General features: G+C 67.5%; 13 protein-coding genes. 11 read left to right on the top strand and 2 right to left on the bottom strand.

The features are described 5' to 3' along the window. Positions 1-13 precede the first annotated feature (13 nt). The 10 genes from CFB39_RS37265 to CFB39_RS37225 all read left to right on the top strand — a co-directional run bounded on the left by CFB39_RS37265 (position 14) and on the right by CFB39_RS37225 (position 11,752). Entirely contained in the window at positions 14-3,157 is a 3,144-nt protein-coding gene (locus tag CFB39_RS37265) for an efflux RND transporter permease subunit (RefSeq protein ID WP_089476789.1), read from the top strand. A 4-nt stretch (positions 3,158-3,161) separates the two neighbouring features. Beyond that, complete coding sequence (locus CFB39_RS37260; RefSeq protein ID WP_089429472.1) at positions 3,162-4,604, top strand: efflux transporter outer membrane subunit; 1,443 nt, start codon at positions 3,162-3,164, stop codon at positions 4,602-4,604. A gap of 108 nt (positions 4,605-4,712) precedes the next feature. Beyond that, positions 4,713-5,402, top strand: a complete 690-nt coding sequence (locus tag CFB39_RS37255; RefSeq protein WP_089476788.1) for a response regulator — start codon at positions 4,713-4,715, stop codon at positions 5,400-5,402. 33 nt (positions 5,403-5,435) lie between these two features. Continuing rightward, a complete protein-coding gene (locus tag CFB39_RS40440; RefSeq protein ID WP_179257797.1) occupies positions 5,436-5,666 on the top strand; it encodes a hypothetical protein in 231 nt (76 codons plus the stop codon). Between the two features lie 122 nt (positions 5,667-5,788). Next, a complete protein-coding gene (locus CFB39_RS40435) occupies positions 5,789-6,301 on the top strand; it encodes a DUF3331 domain-containing protein (RefSeq protein ID WP_179257796.1) in 513 nt (170 codons plus the stop codon). 146 nt (positions 6,302-6,447) lie between these two features. Further along, positions 6,448-8,022 carry a Na+/H+ antiporter gene (locus tag CFB39_RS37245; protein WP_089476786.1) on the top strand — a complete coding sequence of 525 codons (1,575 nt, stop codon included), beginning with the start codon at positions 6,448-6,450 and terminating at the stop codon, positions 8,020-8,022. A gap of 124 nt (positions 8,023-8,146) precedes the next feature. Continuing rightward, positions 8,147-8,794, top strand: coding sequence for a paraquat-inducible protein A (locus tag CFB39_RS37240; protein ID WP_089476785.1), 648 nt, complete (start codon positions 8,147-8,149; stop codon positions 8,792-8,794). Continuing rightward, positions 8,791-9,438, top strand: coding sequence for a paraquat-inducible protein A (locus CFB39_RS37235; RefSeq protein ID WP_089476784.1), 648 nt, complete (start codon positions 8,791-8,793; stop codon positions 9,436-9,438). The genes CFB39_RS37240 and CFB39_RS37235 overlap by 4 nt, the downstream gene beginning before the upstream one ends. Further along, a complete protein-coding gene (locus CFB39_RS37230; RefSeq protein WP_089476783.1) occupies positions 9,435-11,105 on the top strand; it encodes an intermembrane transport protein PqiB in 1,671 nt (556 codons plus the stop codon). The genes CFB39_RS37235 and CFB39_RS37230 overlap by 4 nt, the downstream gene beginning before the upstream one ends. After that, on the top strand, positions 11,102-11,752 hold the full coding sequence (locus CFB39_RS37225; RefSeq protein ID WP_089476782.1) for a membrane integrity-associated transporter subunit PqiC: 651 nt from the start codon (positions 11,102-11,104) through the stop codon (positions 11,750-11,752). Before CFB39_RS37230 ends, CFB39_RS37225 begins: the two co-directional genes overlap by 4 nt. A gap of 93 nt (positions 11,753-11,845) precedes the next feature. On the opposite strand, the gene CFB39_RS37220 is transcribed toward CFB39_RS37225, so the two are convergent. After that, on the bottom strand, positions 11,846-12,904 hold the full coding sequence (locus tag CFB39_RS37220) for an AraC family transcriptional regulator (RefSeq protein ID WP_373452767.1): 1,059 nt from the start codon (positions 12,902-12,904) through the stop codon (positions 11,846-11,848). A gap of 106 nt (positions 12,905-13,010) precedes the next feature. Further along, positions 13,011-14,645, bottom strand: a complete 1,635-nt coding sequence (locus tag CFB39_RS37215) for an AMP-binding protein (RefSeq protein WP_089476781.1) — start codon at positions 14,643-14,645, stop codon at positions 13,011-13,013. Positions 14,646-15,013: 368 nt separating this feature from the next. On the opposite strand from CFB39_RS37215, the gene CFB39_RS37210 reads away from it, so the two are divergent. Beyond that, the gene (locus CFB39_RS37210; protein WP_089476780.1) at positions 15,014-16,114 is read left to right on the top strand and encodes an AraC family transcriptional regulator; all 1,101 of its coding nucleotides are present in this window, start codon (positions 15,014-15,016) and stop codon (positions 16,112-16,114) included. Positions 16,115-16,124: the final 10 nt, after the last annotated feature.

Below are 16,124 nucleotides of genomic sequence, written 5' to 3'. Positions count from 1 at the left end.
GGAGCATCCAGTCATGTCCCAATTCTTCATCCGGCGCCCGGTCTTCGCGTGGGTGATCGCCCTCTTCATCATCCTGCTGGGCCTGATCGCCATCCCCGAACTGCCGGTTGCGCGCTATCCGTCGGTCGCGCCGCCGACCGTCACCATTACCGCCACCTACCCGGGCGCCACGCCGCAGACGATGACCGACAGCGTGCTGAGCCTCATCGAGCGCGAGCTGTCCGGCGTCCGCAACCTGCTGTACTTCGAATCGGCGTCGGATACGTCCGGCCAGGCGAAGATCACCGCGACCTTCAAGCCCGGCACCGATTCGGCGATGGCGCAGGTCGAGGTGCAGAACAAGCTCAAGTCGGTCGAGCCGCGCCTGCCGCCCGTCGTGCGGCAAAACGGCGTGATCGTCGAGTCTGCCTCCACCGGCTTCCTGTTGTTCGTCGGCCTGAAATCGGACAGCGGCCGCTATGACGAAAACGCGCTGGCCGACTACATGGCGCGCAACGTGGTCGAGGACCTGCGCCGTGTCGAAGGCGTCGGCAAGGTGCAGCTGTTCGGCTCCGAACAGGCGATGCGCATCTGGGTCGATCCGCAGAAGCTGATCACCTACGGCCTGTCGATGAACGACCTGACGACGGCCGTCGCCCAGCAGAACGTGCAGATCGCCCCGGGCAGCCTCGGTGCGGCGCCCGCGCTGCCGGGCCAGCGCGTGACGGTACCGCTCACCGCGCAAGGCCAGCTCACGTCGCCCGAGCAGTTCGCGAAGATCGTGCTGCGCGCGAACGCGAACGGCTCGAAGGTCGTGCTCGGCGACGTCGCGCGGGTCGAGCTCGGCCCGCAGTCGTTCACCTTCGTCAACAGCGAGAACGGCAAACCCGCGACCTTCGCCGGCGTGCAGCTGGCGCCGGGCGCCAACGCGGTGAAGACCGCCGAGGCCGTGCGCGAGCAACTGGACATGATCGCCAAGACGATGCCGTCCGGCATGACCTACTCGATCCCGTTCGATACCGCGCCGTTCGTGAAGATCTCGATCGAGAAGGTGATCCACACGCTGATCGAAGCGATGGTGCTCGTGTTCCTGGTGATGTACCTGTTCCTGCAGAACGTGCGCTACACGCTGATCCCGGCGATCGTCGCGCCGGTGGCGATGCTCGGCACCTTCACGGTCATGCTGATGACAGGCTTCTCGATCAACGTGCTGACGATGTTCGGCATGGTGCTCGCGATCGGCATCATCGTCGACGATGCGATCGTCGTCGTGGAGAACGTCGAACGCCTGATGGTGGAAGAAGGCCTGTCGCCGAAGGACGCGACGATCAAGGCCATGAAGGAAATCACCGGCGCCATCATCGGCATCACGCTGGTGCTGACGGCCGTGTTCCTGCCGATGGCGATGTCGAGCGGTTCGGTCGGCGTGATCTATCAGCAGTTCACGATGTCGATGGCCGTGTCGATCATGTTCTCGGCCCTGCTCGCGCTGACGCTGACGCCGGCCCTGTGCGCGACGATGCTCAAGCCGGTCGAGCATGGCCACCACGAGAAGCGCGGCTTCTTCGGCTGGTTCAACCGCCGCTTCGACCGCATGACGAGCTGGTACGAAACGCGCGTCGGCAAGCTGGTCGGCCGCACGGGCCGCGTGATGCTGCTGTTCGTCGCGATCTCCACCGCGCTGGTGTTCGGCTTCCGCATGCTGCCGTCGTCGTTCCTGCCCGAGGAAGACCAGGGCTACTTCATGACCGGCTTCCTGCTCCCGTCGGATTCGACCGTCGAGCGCACGGGCGACGTGGTCAAGACCCTCGAGAAGCATCTCGCGTCGCGTCCGGGCATCGAGTCGAGCATCTCCATCATCGGCTACGGCTTCTCGGGCCTCGGCTCCAACGCGGCGCTGAACTACGCGGTGCTCAAGGACTGGGACAAGCGCGAAGGGGCAAACGCGATGGACGAAGCGATGCGCGCGCAGGCCGCGATGGGCGGCGTGACGGAAGGCACGGTCATGAGCCTGTTGCCGCCCGCGATCGACGGGCTCGGCACCAGCTCGGGCTTCACGATGCGCCTGCAGGATCGCGCGAACCAGGGCTACGCGGCACTCAAGGCGGCTGAAGCCAGGCTGCTCGAACTGGCCGCGCAAAGCAAGGTGGTGACCGGCGTCTATCCGGACAGCCTGCCGGCCGGCACGAGCGTGAAGCTGGACATCGACCGCGACAAGGCCGAAGCGCTCGGCGTGTCGTTCACGACCATCAGCGACACGCTGTCGGCCGCGATGGGTTCGACCTACGTGAACGACTTCCCGAACGCGGGCCGCATGCAGCAGGTGATCATCCAGGCGGATGCGCCGGCCCGCATGCAGATCGAGAACGTGATGAAGCTCTACGTGCGCAACGCGACCGGCGGCATGGTGCCGCTGTCCGAAGTGGTGCGCCCGGTCTGGTCGGAAACCCCGCTGCAGCTGGTGCGCTTCCAGGGTTACCCGTCCGCACGGATCTCCGGCGGCTCGGCCCCCGGCTACTCCAGCGGCGCGGCGATGGCCGAGATGGAGCATCTGGCCGCGCAGTTGCCGCCGGGCTTCACGGTCGCGTGGACCGGCCAGTCGCTGCAGGAGCGTGAGTCGGCTTCGCAGGCGCCGATGCTGATGGCGCTGTCGATGGTCGTCGTGTTCCTGGTGCTCGCGGCGCTCTACGAGAGCTGGGCGATTCCGCTGTCGGTGATGCTGGTGGTGCCGCTCGGCCTGATCGGCGCGCTCGCCGCGGTGATGTTGCGCGGGATGCCGAACGACGTGTTCTTCAAGGTCGGGATGATCACCGTGATCGGCCTGTCGGCGAAGAACGCGATCCTGATCGTGGAAGTCGCGAAGCAGTTGCGCGAGGAAGGCATGGGGCTGATCGAGTCGGCCGTGCAGGCATCCAGGCTGCGTCTGCGCCCGATCCTGATGACCTCGCTCGCGTTCGGCCTCGGCGTCGTCCCGCTGATGATCGCGACCGGCGCCAGCGCCGAAACGCAGCACGCGATCGGCACCGGCGTGTTCGGCGGCATGGTGACCGCCACCGTGCTGGCCATTTTCTTCGTTCCGGTTTTCTACGTGTTCGTGATGAGCATCCAGGAACGCATCTCGGCCTGGCGCGCATCCGGCAAGAAGCCCGCCGCCGTGACCCACGAACATGAAGGTTGATGCCATGCGATTACTCATTCTTTCCGCAGCGGTTTCCGCCGCGCTCGCGCTGTCGGCGTGCTCGATGGCGCCGAAGCTGGTCAAGCCCGAGCTGCCGGTGCCGACCGCCTATACGACCGCTGTCGCGGCCGACCAGCACGCGAACGCGGCCGATCTCGGCTGGCGCTCGATGTTCGGCGACCGTCGCCTGCAGCGCCTGATCGAGCTCGCGCTCGAGAACAACCGCGACCTGCGCCTGGCCGCGCTGAACGTCCAGGCCGCCGAAGCGCAGTACGGCATCCAGCGTTCCGCGCGCCTGCCGTCGATCGGCGCCGGCGCAAGCTTCACGCGCCAGCGCACGGCCGCCGACTCGCAATCGAACCCGCCGCTGCTCGAGAACACGCAGAACCAGTACGGCGTGAACATCGGTCTCAGCGCGTTCGAGATCGACCTGTTCGGCCGCGTGAAGTCGCTGTCGGATGCCGCGTTCGCGCGCTACCTCGCGACCGATCACGGCCGCCGGGCGGTGCAGATCGCGCTCGTCGGCTCCGTGGCCAACGCGTATTTCGCCGAGCGTCTCGCCCAGGAGCAGCGCGCGCTGTCCGAACGCACGCTGAACGACTGGCGCCAGTCGCTCGACCTCGCGCGGCGCCTCAAGCTCGCCGACCAGGCGAGCGGCGTCGACATCGCGCAGGCCGAAGGCCAGGTCGCGAGCGCCAGTGCCGATCTCGAGGCGCGTTCGCGCGCCGTCGAGCAGGCGGGCAACGCGCTGCGGCTGCTGGTCGGCACCGACCTGCCGAAGAACCTGCCCGATCCGCTGTCGCTGGAACGCCAGCCGGTGATGACCAAGCTGCCGGCCGGCCTGCCGTCGGAACTGCTGTACCGCCGGCCGGACATCCAGCAGGCCGAGCAGAACCTCGTCGCCGCCAACGCCGACATCGGCGCGGCGCGCGCGGCGTTCTTCCCGCGCCTGTCGCTGACGTCGTCGATCGGCTTCCTCAGCCCGGGGCTGGGCAGCCTGTTCGACGGCGGCCAGCGCGTGTGGAGCTTCGCGCCGCAGGTCACGCTGCCGATCTTCCAGGGCGGCCGGCTGCGTTCCGAGCTGAATCTCGCGGAAGTGCGCAAGTCCAGCGCGGTCGTCGAGTACGAACGCTCGATCCAGACCGCGTTCCGCGAAGTGGCCGACGGCCTCGCCGGGCGCGAGACCTTCAGCCGCCAGATCGACGCGCAGACCAAGGTCGTCAAGAGCGCCGAGCGCCGTACCGATCTCGTGAACCTGCGCTATCGCGCCGGCATCGAGGATCGGCTGGAACTGCTCGACTCGCAGCGCCAGCTGTATGCCGCGCGCCAGACGTTGCTGGATCTGCGCAACGCCGAACTGGGCAACGCGGTCGCGCTCTACAAGGCGCTCGGTGGCGGGCTGACCGACACCGACGTGCCTCCCGCCAACAGCGTGGCAAAAAACTGAGCAATGGGCCGTCGCCCATGCGTTCGCGACGCCTGAAAGCACGGTGAAGTCCGGCGGCGCACGTGCCGCGCCGCCGGATCGCCAACACGCTCACTTCCAGTGAACCCGATGAACCCTCTGATACTCATTGCCGAAGACGATCCGGAAATCGCCGACATACTCGACGCGTACCTCGCCCACGACGGCTTTCGCACCTACCGCGTCGATCACGGCCAGGCCGCGCTCGACGTGGAGCCCGTCCTGAAGCCCGACCTGATCCTGCTCGACGTCAGGATGCCGAAGAAGGACGGCTGGGAAGTCCTGGTCGAACTGCGCCGCCGCAGCGACACGCCGATCGTCATCATCACGGCGCTCGACCGCGAGATCGATCGCTTGCAGGGGCTGCGTTTCGGCGCGGACGACTACATCACGAAACCGTTCAATCCGGCCGAGGTGGTCGCGCGCATCCGCGCGATCCTGCGTCGTGTCGAAACGGCCACGTCCGGGCGCTTCCTCAAGGTCGGCAACCTTGAAATCGACACGCAAAGCTATCTGACCACGGTCCGCACCGACACCGGAGAAACCGGCGTCTCGCTGACGCTGACCGAATTCCGGCTGCTCGCGCACCTGGCCGGCTCGCCGAACCGCGTGTTCACGCGCAGCGAACTGATCGACGCCTGCCTTGCCGACGTCGATGCGCTGGAGCGCACCGTCGACAGCCACATCAGCCGGCTGCGCAAGAAGCTCGAATGCGCGGGCGCATCCGGGGTGCCGGAGGTGATGCGCGGAGTCGGCTACCGGCTGCGCAGCAGCCAGTGAACGCGCGTCACGGATCGCGGCGGCACAAGGCACATGGCGCGGATCGTCGGACTCCTGACGGTCGCAGTCGTGCTGACGATCGCGACCGGATGGTTCGTCGCCTACGGCCTGCTCGTGGCCGTGTCGTCTCCCGCGACCGACAACCCGATCGCGGTGGTGATCCGGGAGACGCCGAGCTATCTGATGCTGGCGGCCGTCTTGCTGGCCGCGCTGGTCGCGACGATCGTCGATCTCGTCAGACTGGCGCGCGCAACGGGCTCATAGCAACAGGCCGACGCGCATTGCACGCCGGCCACCACGCTGCGATTCCGTTGTTTTCGAATCGTCATCGGAAAAACGTCTTTTCCAGAGATCTGATCAACCGCATGCGCGCAGCGAGGGTCGAAATGAGCAATCAGGGCAATGTCGCTTCGTCGATCGATGGCGATGCTCGCGAACGGGAAAGCAGCGGCGATGCACGGATCGGCCGCGTAACGTTGATCCCGATCGGCGCAATCGAACCGGAGGAACGCTGGCGCCACATGATGCACTCACTCAACGCATGCAGCGACGGCGCGCGAATCAACCGGCAGCGCAACGACGGCGCACTTGATTCACGCAGAAAAATGACTTCGGGCGATCGATCGAGGTGCAGCGCGACGATCGACATCCTGGATCGACCGACGTCCAGCACGGTGGTGCTTTCGTGGCGGGATTCGACGGGCGGACATTACGGCTATCAAAACTGGCACAAGGGATTCGCCAGACGGGCAGGGATATGCGCGATGAGCGGTATGCCCATCACCCCCGGCGACGAGATATTTCGGCCAAGCGTGCGAAATGGCCGACCGACGAACGCGTCCGCGATGATTCTCGCGATTCACATCGCCTGCATCGACTTTGCGCGGATCACGACATAGACGTCGCGCCCTTCCCGCTCCCGGCCGGGCGCCGACGCTGCCAGGCTCCTGGAAACCGGGCCACTCAGTGCGCCTTCCATCCGGCCGAAGCGCTCATGGGCCGCTCACCACCGAAGCGCTGAAGCGCCGACTACAGAACCCTCACCATGGCTATTTTCGAATTGATGATCGCGCTGCTGCTGGCGATCCTTGTCTTGCACTACGTCGGGCACAAGCTCGGGCTGCCCCCTGCCGTCGCGCTGATCATCGGCGGCGGTTTCATCGCCTTCCTGCCCGGCCTGCCCGAGGTGCATATCGATCCGGAACTGGTGCTGGTGATTTTCCTGCCCCCGTTGCTGATGGACAGCGCCCTGGGCATCTCGCTCGACCATCTGCGCCGGCACATGCTGGGCGTCGGGGCGTTGGCGATCGGGGCGGTGCTCTTCACCACGGTCGTGGTGGCCCTCGTCGCGCACTGGCTCGTGCCCGCCCTGCCCTGGGCCGCCTGCGCGGCCCTGGGCGCGCTGGTCGCGCCGCCGGATGCGGTGTCGGCCCGCGCCGCGCTGCAGCGGGTGAAACTGCCGCGCCGCCTCCTGATCCTCCTGGAGGGCGAGAGCCTGTTCAACGACGCAACGGGCCTCGTGCTGTTCCGCTTCGCGGTGGCAGCGGGCGTGACGGGCCTGTTCAGTCCGGCCGGAGCCCTCGGCAGCTTCGCCCTGCTCGCGCTGGGCGGCGTACTGGTCGGCGCGCTCGTGGGGGGCGCGTGGGTCATCCTGATGCGCCATCTCGACGAAGACAGCCTGGTCATCGCCGCCGGCCCGCTGTGTGCGTGGGGCGCCTATCTGCTGGCCGAGCGCTTCCACGTGTCGGGGGTGATCGCCACGGTGACGACGGGCCTCATCTGCGCCTGGTTCCAGCACCGCGTGCTCGGCGCGTCGGCGCGCCTGTACGGCACCGGCTTCTGGTCCGTCACGATCTTCATTCTCGAGGCGTTCGTGTTCCTGATCATCGGATCCTCGCTGCATGAGTTGATCCAGCGGGGCGACGGGCTCGACTCGATGCTCGCGGAGATGGGCGTGCCGGTGCTGATCGTCGTGCTGGCCGTCATCCTCGCGCGGTTTGCCTGGGTGTATGTGTCGGACGTCGCGCTCATCCTGCTGCGGAAGCTGGGGGTGACGCGCTTCCATCCGCTCGGGCTGGCCGATGCCACGGTATTGAGCTGGGCCGGCATGCGAGGGGTGATCACCCTGGCGCTCGCCGCCAGCCTGCCGGACAGTTTTCCGGGGCGCGACTTCATCCTCGTCACCGCCATTGCCGTCATCCTCGCCACCGTGCTGGTGCAGGGGCAGTCGCTCGGCGCCCTGATCCGCTGGACCGGGCTCGCGGCGCCGGAAAGCGACCAGCCTCGCCTGAGCATGAGCGAGGCGCAGGCCGTGATTGCCAAGGTGCAGTACGAGTTGATGGCAAAACGGGCCTACAACGCGGCAGGCGAACTCGTTCACCCGATGCTCCTGGACATTCACCGGCACAAGGCCGAGGACATGGCCCGCTACGCGCGCCACGCCGACGAATACAAGCCCCACCTCGTTGCACGTTCGGACACCGTGCTGGCATTGATCGCGGCGGGTCGGACCGAGCTCATGCGCCTCTATCGCGCCGGCGACATCGACGAGCACACGCTGCACGAACTGACGCGCGACCTCGATCTCGAGGAACTCCGCGCCATTTCCGCGAAGGCGTGACGCGATCGCCATCGATGGAGACGCAACGCCTTCGAGCCCGCTCCGGCTCCATCATTTCTCCATCAAACCGCACAAAAGCGTCCATCGACGCCCAGCACACTGCGAAGCCCATCAACGAGACCGCATGCGCGAGCAACACGAACCCATGGACACGTTTCCAGCCCTGATCGCCTGCGAGCATTGCGACAGCGTCTACCGACGCCGCGCGCTGGCGCCGCACGAGGTCGCGCGTTGCGAGCGCTGTTCGGCCGTGCTGTTTCGCTCGAGCTGGCTCGATATCGACCGGTGGCTCGCGCTGGCGATTGCGGCAGGCGTGGTGTTTGCCATCGCCAACCTCTGCCCGATCATGCGGATCAGCGTGCAGGGGCTGCACAGCGAAGCCACGCTGTGGCAATCCGCGCTCGCGCTGGCCAAAGGCTACGCCGCGCCGATCGCGATTCCGACGGCGCTCGCCATCGTGGTGGTGCCGTTCCTGCAGATCGCCACGCTGATCTGGTTGCTGGCCTTTGCCCGTGCAGGGCATCGCGCGCCGGCATTCGGCCCGCTGATGCGGCTACTCGTCGCGCTGCGGCCGTGGAGCATGATCGAGGTCGGATTGCTCGGCATCCTGATCGCCATCATCAAGCTGTCCAGCCTCATGCAGATCATTCCCGGCGCCGGCTTGTGGGCCACGGCCGTGCTGATGGTGCTGATCCCGCTGATCGCGGGCCACGATGCGCGCCAGCTGTGGGACTGGGTCGTGCCGGTGAAACCCGCCGGAGGCCGCCCGTGAGCCTGCCCGTGCGCGCCAGCGAGCTAGGCATGGTCGGGTGCCATGCGTGCGGCCTCGTCTGCCGGCCCCCCGCCTGCGCCGCGCAGGATGCGCACGCGCATGCCGCCGCAGCGCAACGCTGCCCGCGCTGCGGGTCGGCACTGCACGCGCGTCGCCCGGACAGCCTCGTGCGCGCGTGGGCGCTGCTGATCGCCAGCCTGATCTTCTATCTCCCGGCCAACCTGTTGCCGGTGATGCGCACCACGCTGCTCGGCAGCCACAGCGAATCGACGATTCTCAGCGGCGTCGTGGTGTTCTGGAAAGCCGGCTCGTACGGCATCGCGTCGGTGATCTTCATCGCGAGCGTCGTCGTGCCGTGCACGAAGTTTCTCGCGCTCGGCATGTTGCTCGTCACGACGGGCCGGCGCAGCGTGTCGGCCATGCGCGAGCGGGCCGTGCTGTATCGCGCGGTCGAGCTGGTCGGCTACTGGTCGATGCTCGACGTGCTGGTCGTCGCGATCATCTGTGCGCTGGTGAAGTTCGGTCCGCTGTCCGAGATCGAGCCGCGCGCCGGCATTTTGTTTTTCGGCATGGTCGTCATTCTCACGATGCTGTCTGCGATGAGTTTTGACCCACGCCTCATTTGGGACGCCGAAGAAGCATGAATCCTCCATCCGGCCCGCAAGGCCTCGAACCCCACGACCCGCCCGTGACGCGCAACCGCCTGCGGCTTTCGCTCGTCTGGCTCGTGCCGCTCGTCGCGGCATTGATCGGCCTGTCGATGGTGATCCACGCGTGGTTGTCCGTCGGACCGGAAATCACGATCACGTTCAACACCGCGCAAGGCCTCGAGGCCGGCAAGACGCCCGTCAAGTACAAGGACGTCGTGATCGGCACCGTGACCGCCATCTCGCTGAGCGACGACAGTTCGCACGTCGTCGCGACGGTGTCGTTCGTGAAGAATGCGCGCAACCTCATTCGCGACGACACGCGCTTCTGGGTCGTGCGGCCGCGCGTCGGCATGAGCGGCGTATCGGGCATCGATACGCTGTTCTCCGGCGCCTACATCGGCATGGACACGGGCGGCTCGACGCAATCGCGCAAGGCCTACACCGGGCTCGAGACGCCGCCCACCGTCATCAACGGCATGCCGGGGACGAGCTTCGCGTTGCGCGCCACCGATCTCGGCTCGCTCGATATCGGCTCGCCGGTCTATTACCGCCACCTGATGGTCGGCCACGTCGCGTCGTACAAGCTCGACATGCAGCGCCACGACATGAATCTGCAGGTGTTCATCGATGCGCCGTACGACCGGCTGGTGACGACCGATACGCGCTTCTGGAACGCGAGCGGGATGGATCTGTCGCTCGACGCGAACGGCCTGAAGCTGAAGACCCAGTCGGTCGCGACGATCGTGGGCGGCGGCATCGCGTTCGCGACGCCGGAAGACAGCGATGCGGCGGCGGCCCGTGCAAACCACCTGTTTACGCTCGCCGACAACGAAACGTCCGCGATGGCGGCGCCGGACGGGCCATCCCAACTCATCCGGCTGCGTTTCGAGCAGCCGTTGCGCGGGCTCGCGGTCGGGGCGCCGGTGGAATTCTCCGGCGTCAACATGGGCAAGGTGGTCTCGACCCAGCTCGACTTCGACCGCACCACCCGACGCTTCCAGTCCATCGTCATGGTCAAGGTCTATCCGTACCGGCTCGGCCCCGTCATCGAGAAGCTGCAGAAGACCGAAGGCAACGGCAATCCGCGCGCGGCCCAGTTTCTCGCCGGCCTGGTCGAGCATGGGCTCCGTGCGCAGGCACGTACCGGCAACCTGCTGACGGAGCAGCTCTACATTTCGTTCGATTTCGTGAAGAACGCGCCGAAGGTGCCGTTCGACGCGAATGCCACGCCGCTGACCTTGCCCACCGTGCCGAGTACCTTCGACAAGCTGCCGGAGCAGCTCGCCGACATCGTCGACAAGATCAACAAGTTGCCGCTGGCGTCGATCGGCAAGCATGTCGATTCGAGCCTGACGAACCTGGACGCGACGCTCAGGCAGGTCAACGGCCAGTTGCTGCCGTCGACGACGCGCGCGCTCGACCAGGCGAACCAGACGTTCGGCGCGTTGCGCCAGGGCATCGCCGAGGACGGCCCGCTTCAGGAAAACCTGACGAACACGCTGACCGAAGTCCAGCGTACCGCGCGCTCGTTGCGCACGCTCACCGACATGCTGGGCCGCCGTCCCGACGCGCTGCTCCGGGGCACCGGCGCCGATCATGCGCCGATCGCGCCGGTCGCCCCTTCCACCTCGCCTGTCCAGCAGGAGCCACGACAACCATGAGCTTCCCGATTCGCGCCAGGACGATCGCCCTGGGCGCCGGCGCCGTCATCGCGCTGACCGCCTGCGCGTCGAACCCGGTGCATTACTACACGCTGGTCTCGCCGGCCACGTCCGCGACGACAACGGCAACGTCGACCACCGCGCGCGCCGCCGCGCCGCTGGCGATCAACGTGTTGCCGGTCGGCATCCCCGCCCAGCTCGACCAGCAGCAGATGGTCGTGCGCAGCGGGACCGGCGCCGCGCGGATACTCGACAACGAACGCTGGGTCGCGCCGCTCGGCGACGAGCTGCGCGCGGCGCTTTCGTCGGCGCTCGTCGAGCAGCTGGGCGCGCGCAACGTCACCGGCCTGCCGCGTCCGTCGAACCAGACCGTCATGAGCATCCGCACGCAGGTGCGCCGCTTCGATGCGTGGCCCGGGAGCATGGCCCAGTTCGAAGCGGATTGGGTCGTCGGCGTGCAGCAGGACACGCCGGGCACGCCGGGCCCGCGCATTTCGTGCAGCACGCGGCTCAACGAAGCGGCGCCCGGCGGCTACGCGGACATGGTGCGGGTGCAACAGCGCATGATCGAGCAGTTCGCCACGCGGATCGCGAGCACCGTGCGCAGCTTCGGCAACGGGCGCCCTGCCTGTCCCGCCGATTCGTAAACCGTTCCGCCAGGGGAGCCGTCCATGGGAGCGCGCGAAGGTATCCGGTTATGGGAACCGACTACCTTGAAGCGATGCAACACGCGTGACGCGTTACACGCGCCGCCGGTAAGTGCCCGGCGTGCTCCCTGTCCAGTGCCGGAACGCGCGATGGAACGCGCTCGGATCGTCGAAGCCGATGTCGGCGCCGATCGCCGCGATCGTGTCGGGCGTATCGGTCAGCCGCTGGATCGCGATGTCGCGCCGCAGTTCGTCCTTGAGCGCCTGGAACGTCGTCCCTTCGGCGGCCAGGTGGCGGCTCAGCGTGCGCACCGAGCAATGCAGGTGTTCGGCCGCCTGGTCGATCACCGGCAGATCGGGCAACGCTTCCGACAGGTACTGCCGCACGCGATGGCACACGAGCTGTTCGCTGAACGATTCGAAGATCCAGTCGCCCGGTGCGCGCGCGAGGAACTTGCGCAGGTTGCGCTTGCTCTGCCGGATCGGCGCGTCGAGGTAGTCCGCGCTGAAGCGCATCAGCGTGCGCTCGCAGTCGAACTGCACGGCGCCGGTGAAGAAGTACAGGTGCTCGACCGCATGGCGCGGCCGCGGGCACGCGAACTCGATCTGCAGCAGCGGGATCTTCTGCCCGATCAGCCAGGAGCACACGCCGTGCACGAGCTTGAGCATCAGCTCCTGGCCGAGCGCGCCGATCGGGCCGATGGCGTCGTTCGGGCGCAGCACCGTCTGCGCGACGAGACCGTCGCGCTTCGATTCGACGAAGAAATCGTCGAGCAGGATATGGAAGAATTGCCCGAAGCGATGCAGCGCCGTTTCGAGGTTGCGCGCATCGAGCAGGCTCAGGCACAGGTACTTCAGCGTGCCGCCGCGCAGCGGGCGCGAGAAGATGCCGGGCATCTCGTCGTCGAGCTCGATCGCGAGCGTGCGGTACAGCGTCGAGAACTGTTCCTCCGTCACGCGCGCATGCGGTTCGCCGAGCAGCTCGAGCGGGATGCCGGCCCCGCCCAGGTAGCGCTCGACCACGTCGCGCTGCACGGCCGCGCTCGCGAGGAAGCCGTTGACGAGCGAGATCGGCACCGTCGCGCTCGGCGACGGCAGCGCACGCCCGGGTGCGGGCCCGGGCTGGGCGGAAAGTGAATCTGAACCGGTCATCGCGTCCCCGTCGATCGAACCGCTCGCATTGTACTTGAGCGGCCCGCGCGGAGGCTTCCGGGCTATCGGCACGCCGGACACTGCGCGGCGCGGCGCGCCGACGCCATCAGTCGGTGCGGCTGAGTTCCCGGCGCAGGATCTTGCCGACCGTCGACTTCGGCAGCCGGTCAACGAAGCGAATCAGCTTCGGCACCTTGTAGGCCGCGAGGCTCTCGCGGCAATGCGCGACGAGTTGCTCCTCCGTCACGTCGGCGTCCTGCGCCAGCACCACGAACAGTTTCACGGCCTCGCCCGTGCGCACGTCCGGCACGCCGATGCACGCGCACTCGGCCACGCCGGGCACGGCGGTCGCGACCGCTTCCACCTCGTTCGGATACACGTTGAAGCCCGACACGATGATCATGTCCTTCTTGCGGTCGACGATCCGCAGGAACCCGGCTTCATCGAACACGCCGACGTCGCCGGTGCGGAAATAGCCGTCGGCCGTGAACGCGGCCGCATTCGCTTCCGGTTTCCGCCAGTAGCCGCCCATTACCTGCGGCCCCTTCACGCAGATCTCGCCCGCGCCGCCGATCGCCACCTCGTTGTCCTGGTCGTCGAGCAGCTTCACGTCGGTCGACGGCAGCGGCAGGCCCGTGGTGCCCGTGAACGAGTCGATCGACTGCGGGTTGAACGACACGACCGGCGACGTTTCCGACAGCCCGTAACCCTCGCGGATGAAGTTGCCCGTCACGGCCTTCCAGCGCGACGAGATCACGTCGATCACGGCCGCGCCGCCGCCGGCCGACAGCTTCAGCCGCGACCAGTCGACTTCCGTCAGGCGCGGATGGCCGGCGAGCCCCGCGTACAGCGTGTTCACGCCGACGAACACCGTCGGCCGCGCGGCCTTCAGCACGTCGATGAAGCCGTCCATGTCGCGCGGGTTCGCGATCAGCCAGTTCTGCGCGCCGATCGCGAAGTAGGACAGGAAGTTCACCGTCAGCGCGAAGATGTGATACATCGGGATCGCCGTGACGACGACCTCCTCGCCCGGCACGCGCGCGGCCGGCACGATCGCCCCGAACTGCTCGATGTTCGCGACGAGGTTGCGGTGCGACAGCGCGGCGCCCTTCGACAGGCCGGTCGTGCCGCCCGTGTACTGCAGCAGCAGCAGGTCCGCGCCGCCGAGCGCAACCGGTTCGAACGTGAGCGATTCGCCGGCGGCAATGGCGCGCGCGAGCGGGATCGAACCGGGCGGCAGCGCGTCGCAGGTCCCGGGCGGCGCATCGACGACACCGAGATCACCACGCCCGACGCTCAGCACGGTGCGCACGCGCGTGCCGCCGACCACTTCGGCGAACGTGCCCATCGACCCGCCGCACACCAGCGCGACCTCGACGCCCGCGTCGTTGAGCTGATGCTCGAGCTCGCGCGCCGTATAGAGCGGATTCACGTTGACCTGGATCGCGCCGATCTTCGCGACCGCGACGAACGCAACCGCAAACGCGAGCACGTTGGGCAGCATCACGGCCACGCGATCGCCCTTGCGCACGCCCACGACCTGCTGCAGGTAGGCGGCCAGCGCGGTCGACAGGCGGTCGACGTCGGCATAGGTCAGCGTGCGGCCATACGAGTGGAACGCCGGGCGATCGGCGAATCGGCGCATCGCGTCGTCCAGCACCGCGCTTATGGAAGGAAAGCGATCGGGATCGATCTCGGCGGGGATCGAGCCATACGACCCGGTCCAGTGTCTCTTCGTCATGTCTCACTCCACGGGGGACGGCGCGCCGGCCGCGCCGTTCGCACGATGGCCTGCACGCCGGAGAAGCGCGGACCATCGCCTGATCGGCGACTATCGCCCGCGCGGCGCACTTTGAAAATGATCCCGGCGGCCGAAAAGATGATCGAAACGGACATACGGGCCGCACCTGTCCAGGTAACTTCGCCGGACACCGCCGACCGGGCCGGCCGGCACGCGCCAGGCCGGCTGCGGCGGCATGGGTGCCACCGAAGCCCGCTGCGCCGGGTCGCACCGGCACGCGCATCAGGGTGAACCCTGTGGCGCATGGGACCGATCCCGAGCAGAATTGCGTGCCGTCAACGATATCGATTCGGACGCAGGATGCTCCCATGCCGCGCAGTGCGCTCTTGAACCCGACGACCGCCCGCGCAGCCCGCCTGCCGGACGTCGAGCCGACCCACGCGTTGCGCCAGCAGCGCTTCACGCCGGCCAAGCTGGCCGTGCTGCTCGACGTGGCGACGCAAGCCGGCCTCGACCCGGTCGCGGTGCTCGACGGCACCGGCCTCACGCCGGCCGCCGTCGCGGACCCGTTCACGCTCACGTCACCGCTGCAGTTCCTCACGGCCGCGCGCAACGCGATCGGCCGCTACGACGGCACCGATCTCGGCGTGCGCGTCGGCCACCGGCTGCACGCGTCGAGCTACGGGATGTACGGCTACGCGATGCTGTGTTCGGAATCGCTCGCGCACGCGTTCGAATCCGCCGTCAAATATCACCGGCTCGCGAACGGCATGCTCGCGATCCGCTGGGTCGAACAGGGCGACATCGTGTCGTGGCAGTTTCCCGACCGGCACGAAGTCGCGCTCCCCGACCTCGACGAGCCGCTGTACTGTTTCCTGATCGATATGCAGTTCGCGCTGCACGTGACGATCATCAAGGACGTGATGGGGGCGTGGTGCGTGCCGGCGCGCGCGCAGTTCGCGCAGCCGCAGCCGGCGCACGCGGCGCGGCTGGCCGATGCGCTCGAGTGCCCGATCGCCTTCGACCAGCCGCATCATGTGCTCAGCTACCCGGCCGCGTGGCTCACGCGCGCGCCGCAGCTCGCGAATCCGATTACCGCCGCGCAGGTGTCGTCGCATTGCGCGAGCCTGCTCGACGAATTGCGCAGCCAGGCCGGTGTCACGCGGCGCGTGTACCAGGAACTCACGCGCACGCCCGGGCAGTTTCCGGACATCGACGCGATCGCGGCGATCCTGTGCATCACGTCGCGCACGCTGCGCCGCAAGCTCGAAGCCGAAGGCACGTCGTACAGCGAACTGCTGGCGAGCGTGCGCAAGGCGCTCGCGATCGACTATCTCAGCACGACCACGCTCAGCACCGAGGACATCGCATCGACGCTCGGCTTCAGCGACGCGGTGGGTTTCCGCCACGCGTTCAAGCGCTGGACCGGCATGACGCCGAGCGACGTGCGGCGCAAGCGCGGCGGTTGAACACCGGCAT

The organism is Burkholderia sp. AU6039 (assembly GCF_002223365.1).
Taxonomy (GTDB): Bacteria; Pseudomonadota; Gammaproteobacteria; order Burkholderiales; family Burkholderiaceae; genus Burkholderia.
The sequence above is the reverse complement of the archived record's forward strand: the minus strand, read 5'-3'. Positions and strand labels throughout refer to the sequence as shown.

Coding starts and splice junctions, on each gene's coding strand:
- CFB39_RS37240 (WP_089476785.1), top strand. CDS start 8,147: ATGCGCGAGCAACACGAACCCATGGACACGTTTCCAGCCCTGATCGCC.
- CFB39_RS37215 (WP_089476781.1), bottom strand. CDS start 14,645: ATGACGAAGAGACACTGGACCGGGTCGTATGGCTCGATCCCCGCCGAG.
- CFB39_RS40435 (WP_179257796.1), top strand. CDS start 5,789: ATGAGCAATCAGGGCAATGTCGCTTCGTCGATCGATGGCGATGCTCGC.
- CFB39_RS37265 (WP_089476789.1), top strand. CDS start 14: ATGTCCCAATTCTTCATCCGGCGCCCGGTCTTCGCGTGGGTGATCGCC.
- CFB39_RS37245 (WP_089476786.1), top strand. CDS start 6,448: ATGGCTATTTTCGAATTGATGATCGCGCTGCTGCTGGCGATCCTTGTC.
- CFB39_RS37220 (WP_373452767.1), bottom strand. CDS start 12,904: ATGACCGGTTCAGATTCACTTTCCGCCCAGCCCGGGCCCGCACCCGGG.
- CFB39_RS37230 (WP_089476783.1), top strand. CDS start 9,435: ATGAATCCTCCATCCGGCCCGCAAGGCCTCGAACCCCACGACCCGCCC.
- CFB39_RS37260 (WP_089429472.1), top strand. CDS start 3,162: ATGCGATTACTCATTCTTTCCGCAGCGGTTTCCGCCGCGCTCGCGCTG.
- CFB39_RS40440 (WP_179257797.1), top strand. CDS start 5,436: ATGGCGCGGATCGTCGGACTCCTGACGGTCGCAGTCGTGCTGACGATC.
- CFB39_RS37210 (WP_089476780.1), top strand. CDS start 15,014: ATGCCGCGCAGTGCGCTCTTGAACCCGACGACCGCCCGCGCAGCCCGC.
- CFB39_RS37255 (WP_089476788.1), top strand. CDS start 4,713: ATGAACCCTCTGATACTCATTGCCGAAGACGATCCGGAAATCGCCGAC.
- CFB39_RS37225 (WP_089476782.1), top strand. CDS start 11,102: ATGAGCTTCCCGATTCGCGCCAGGACGATCGCCCTGGGCGCCGGCGCC.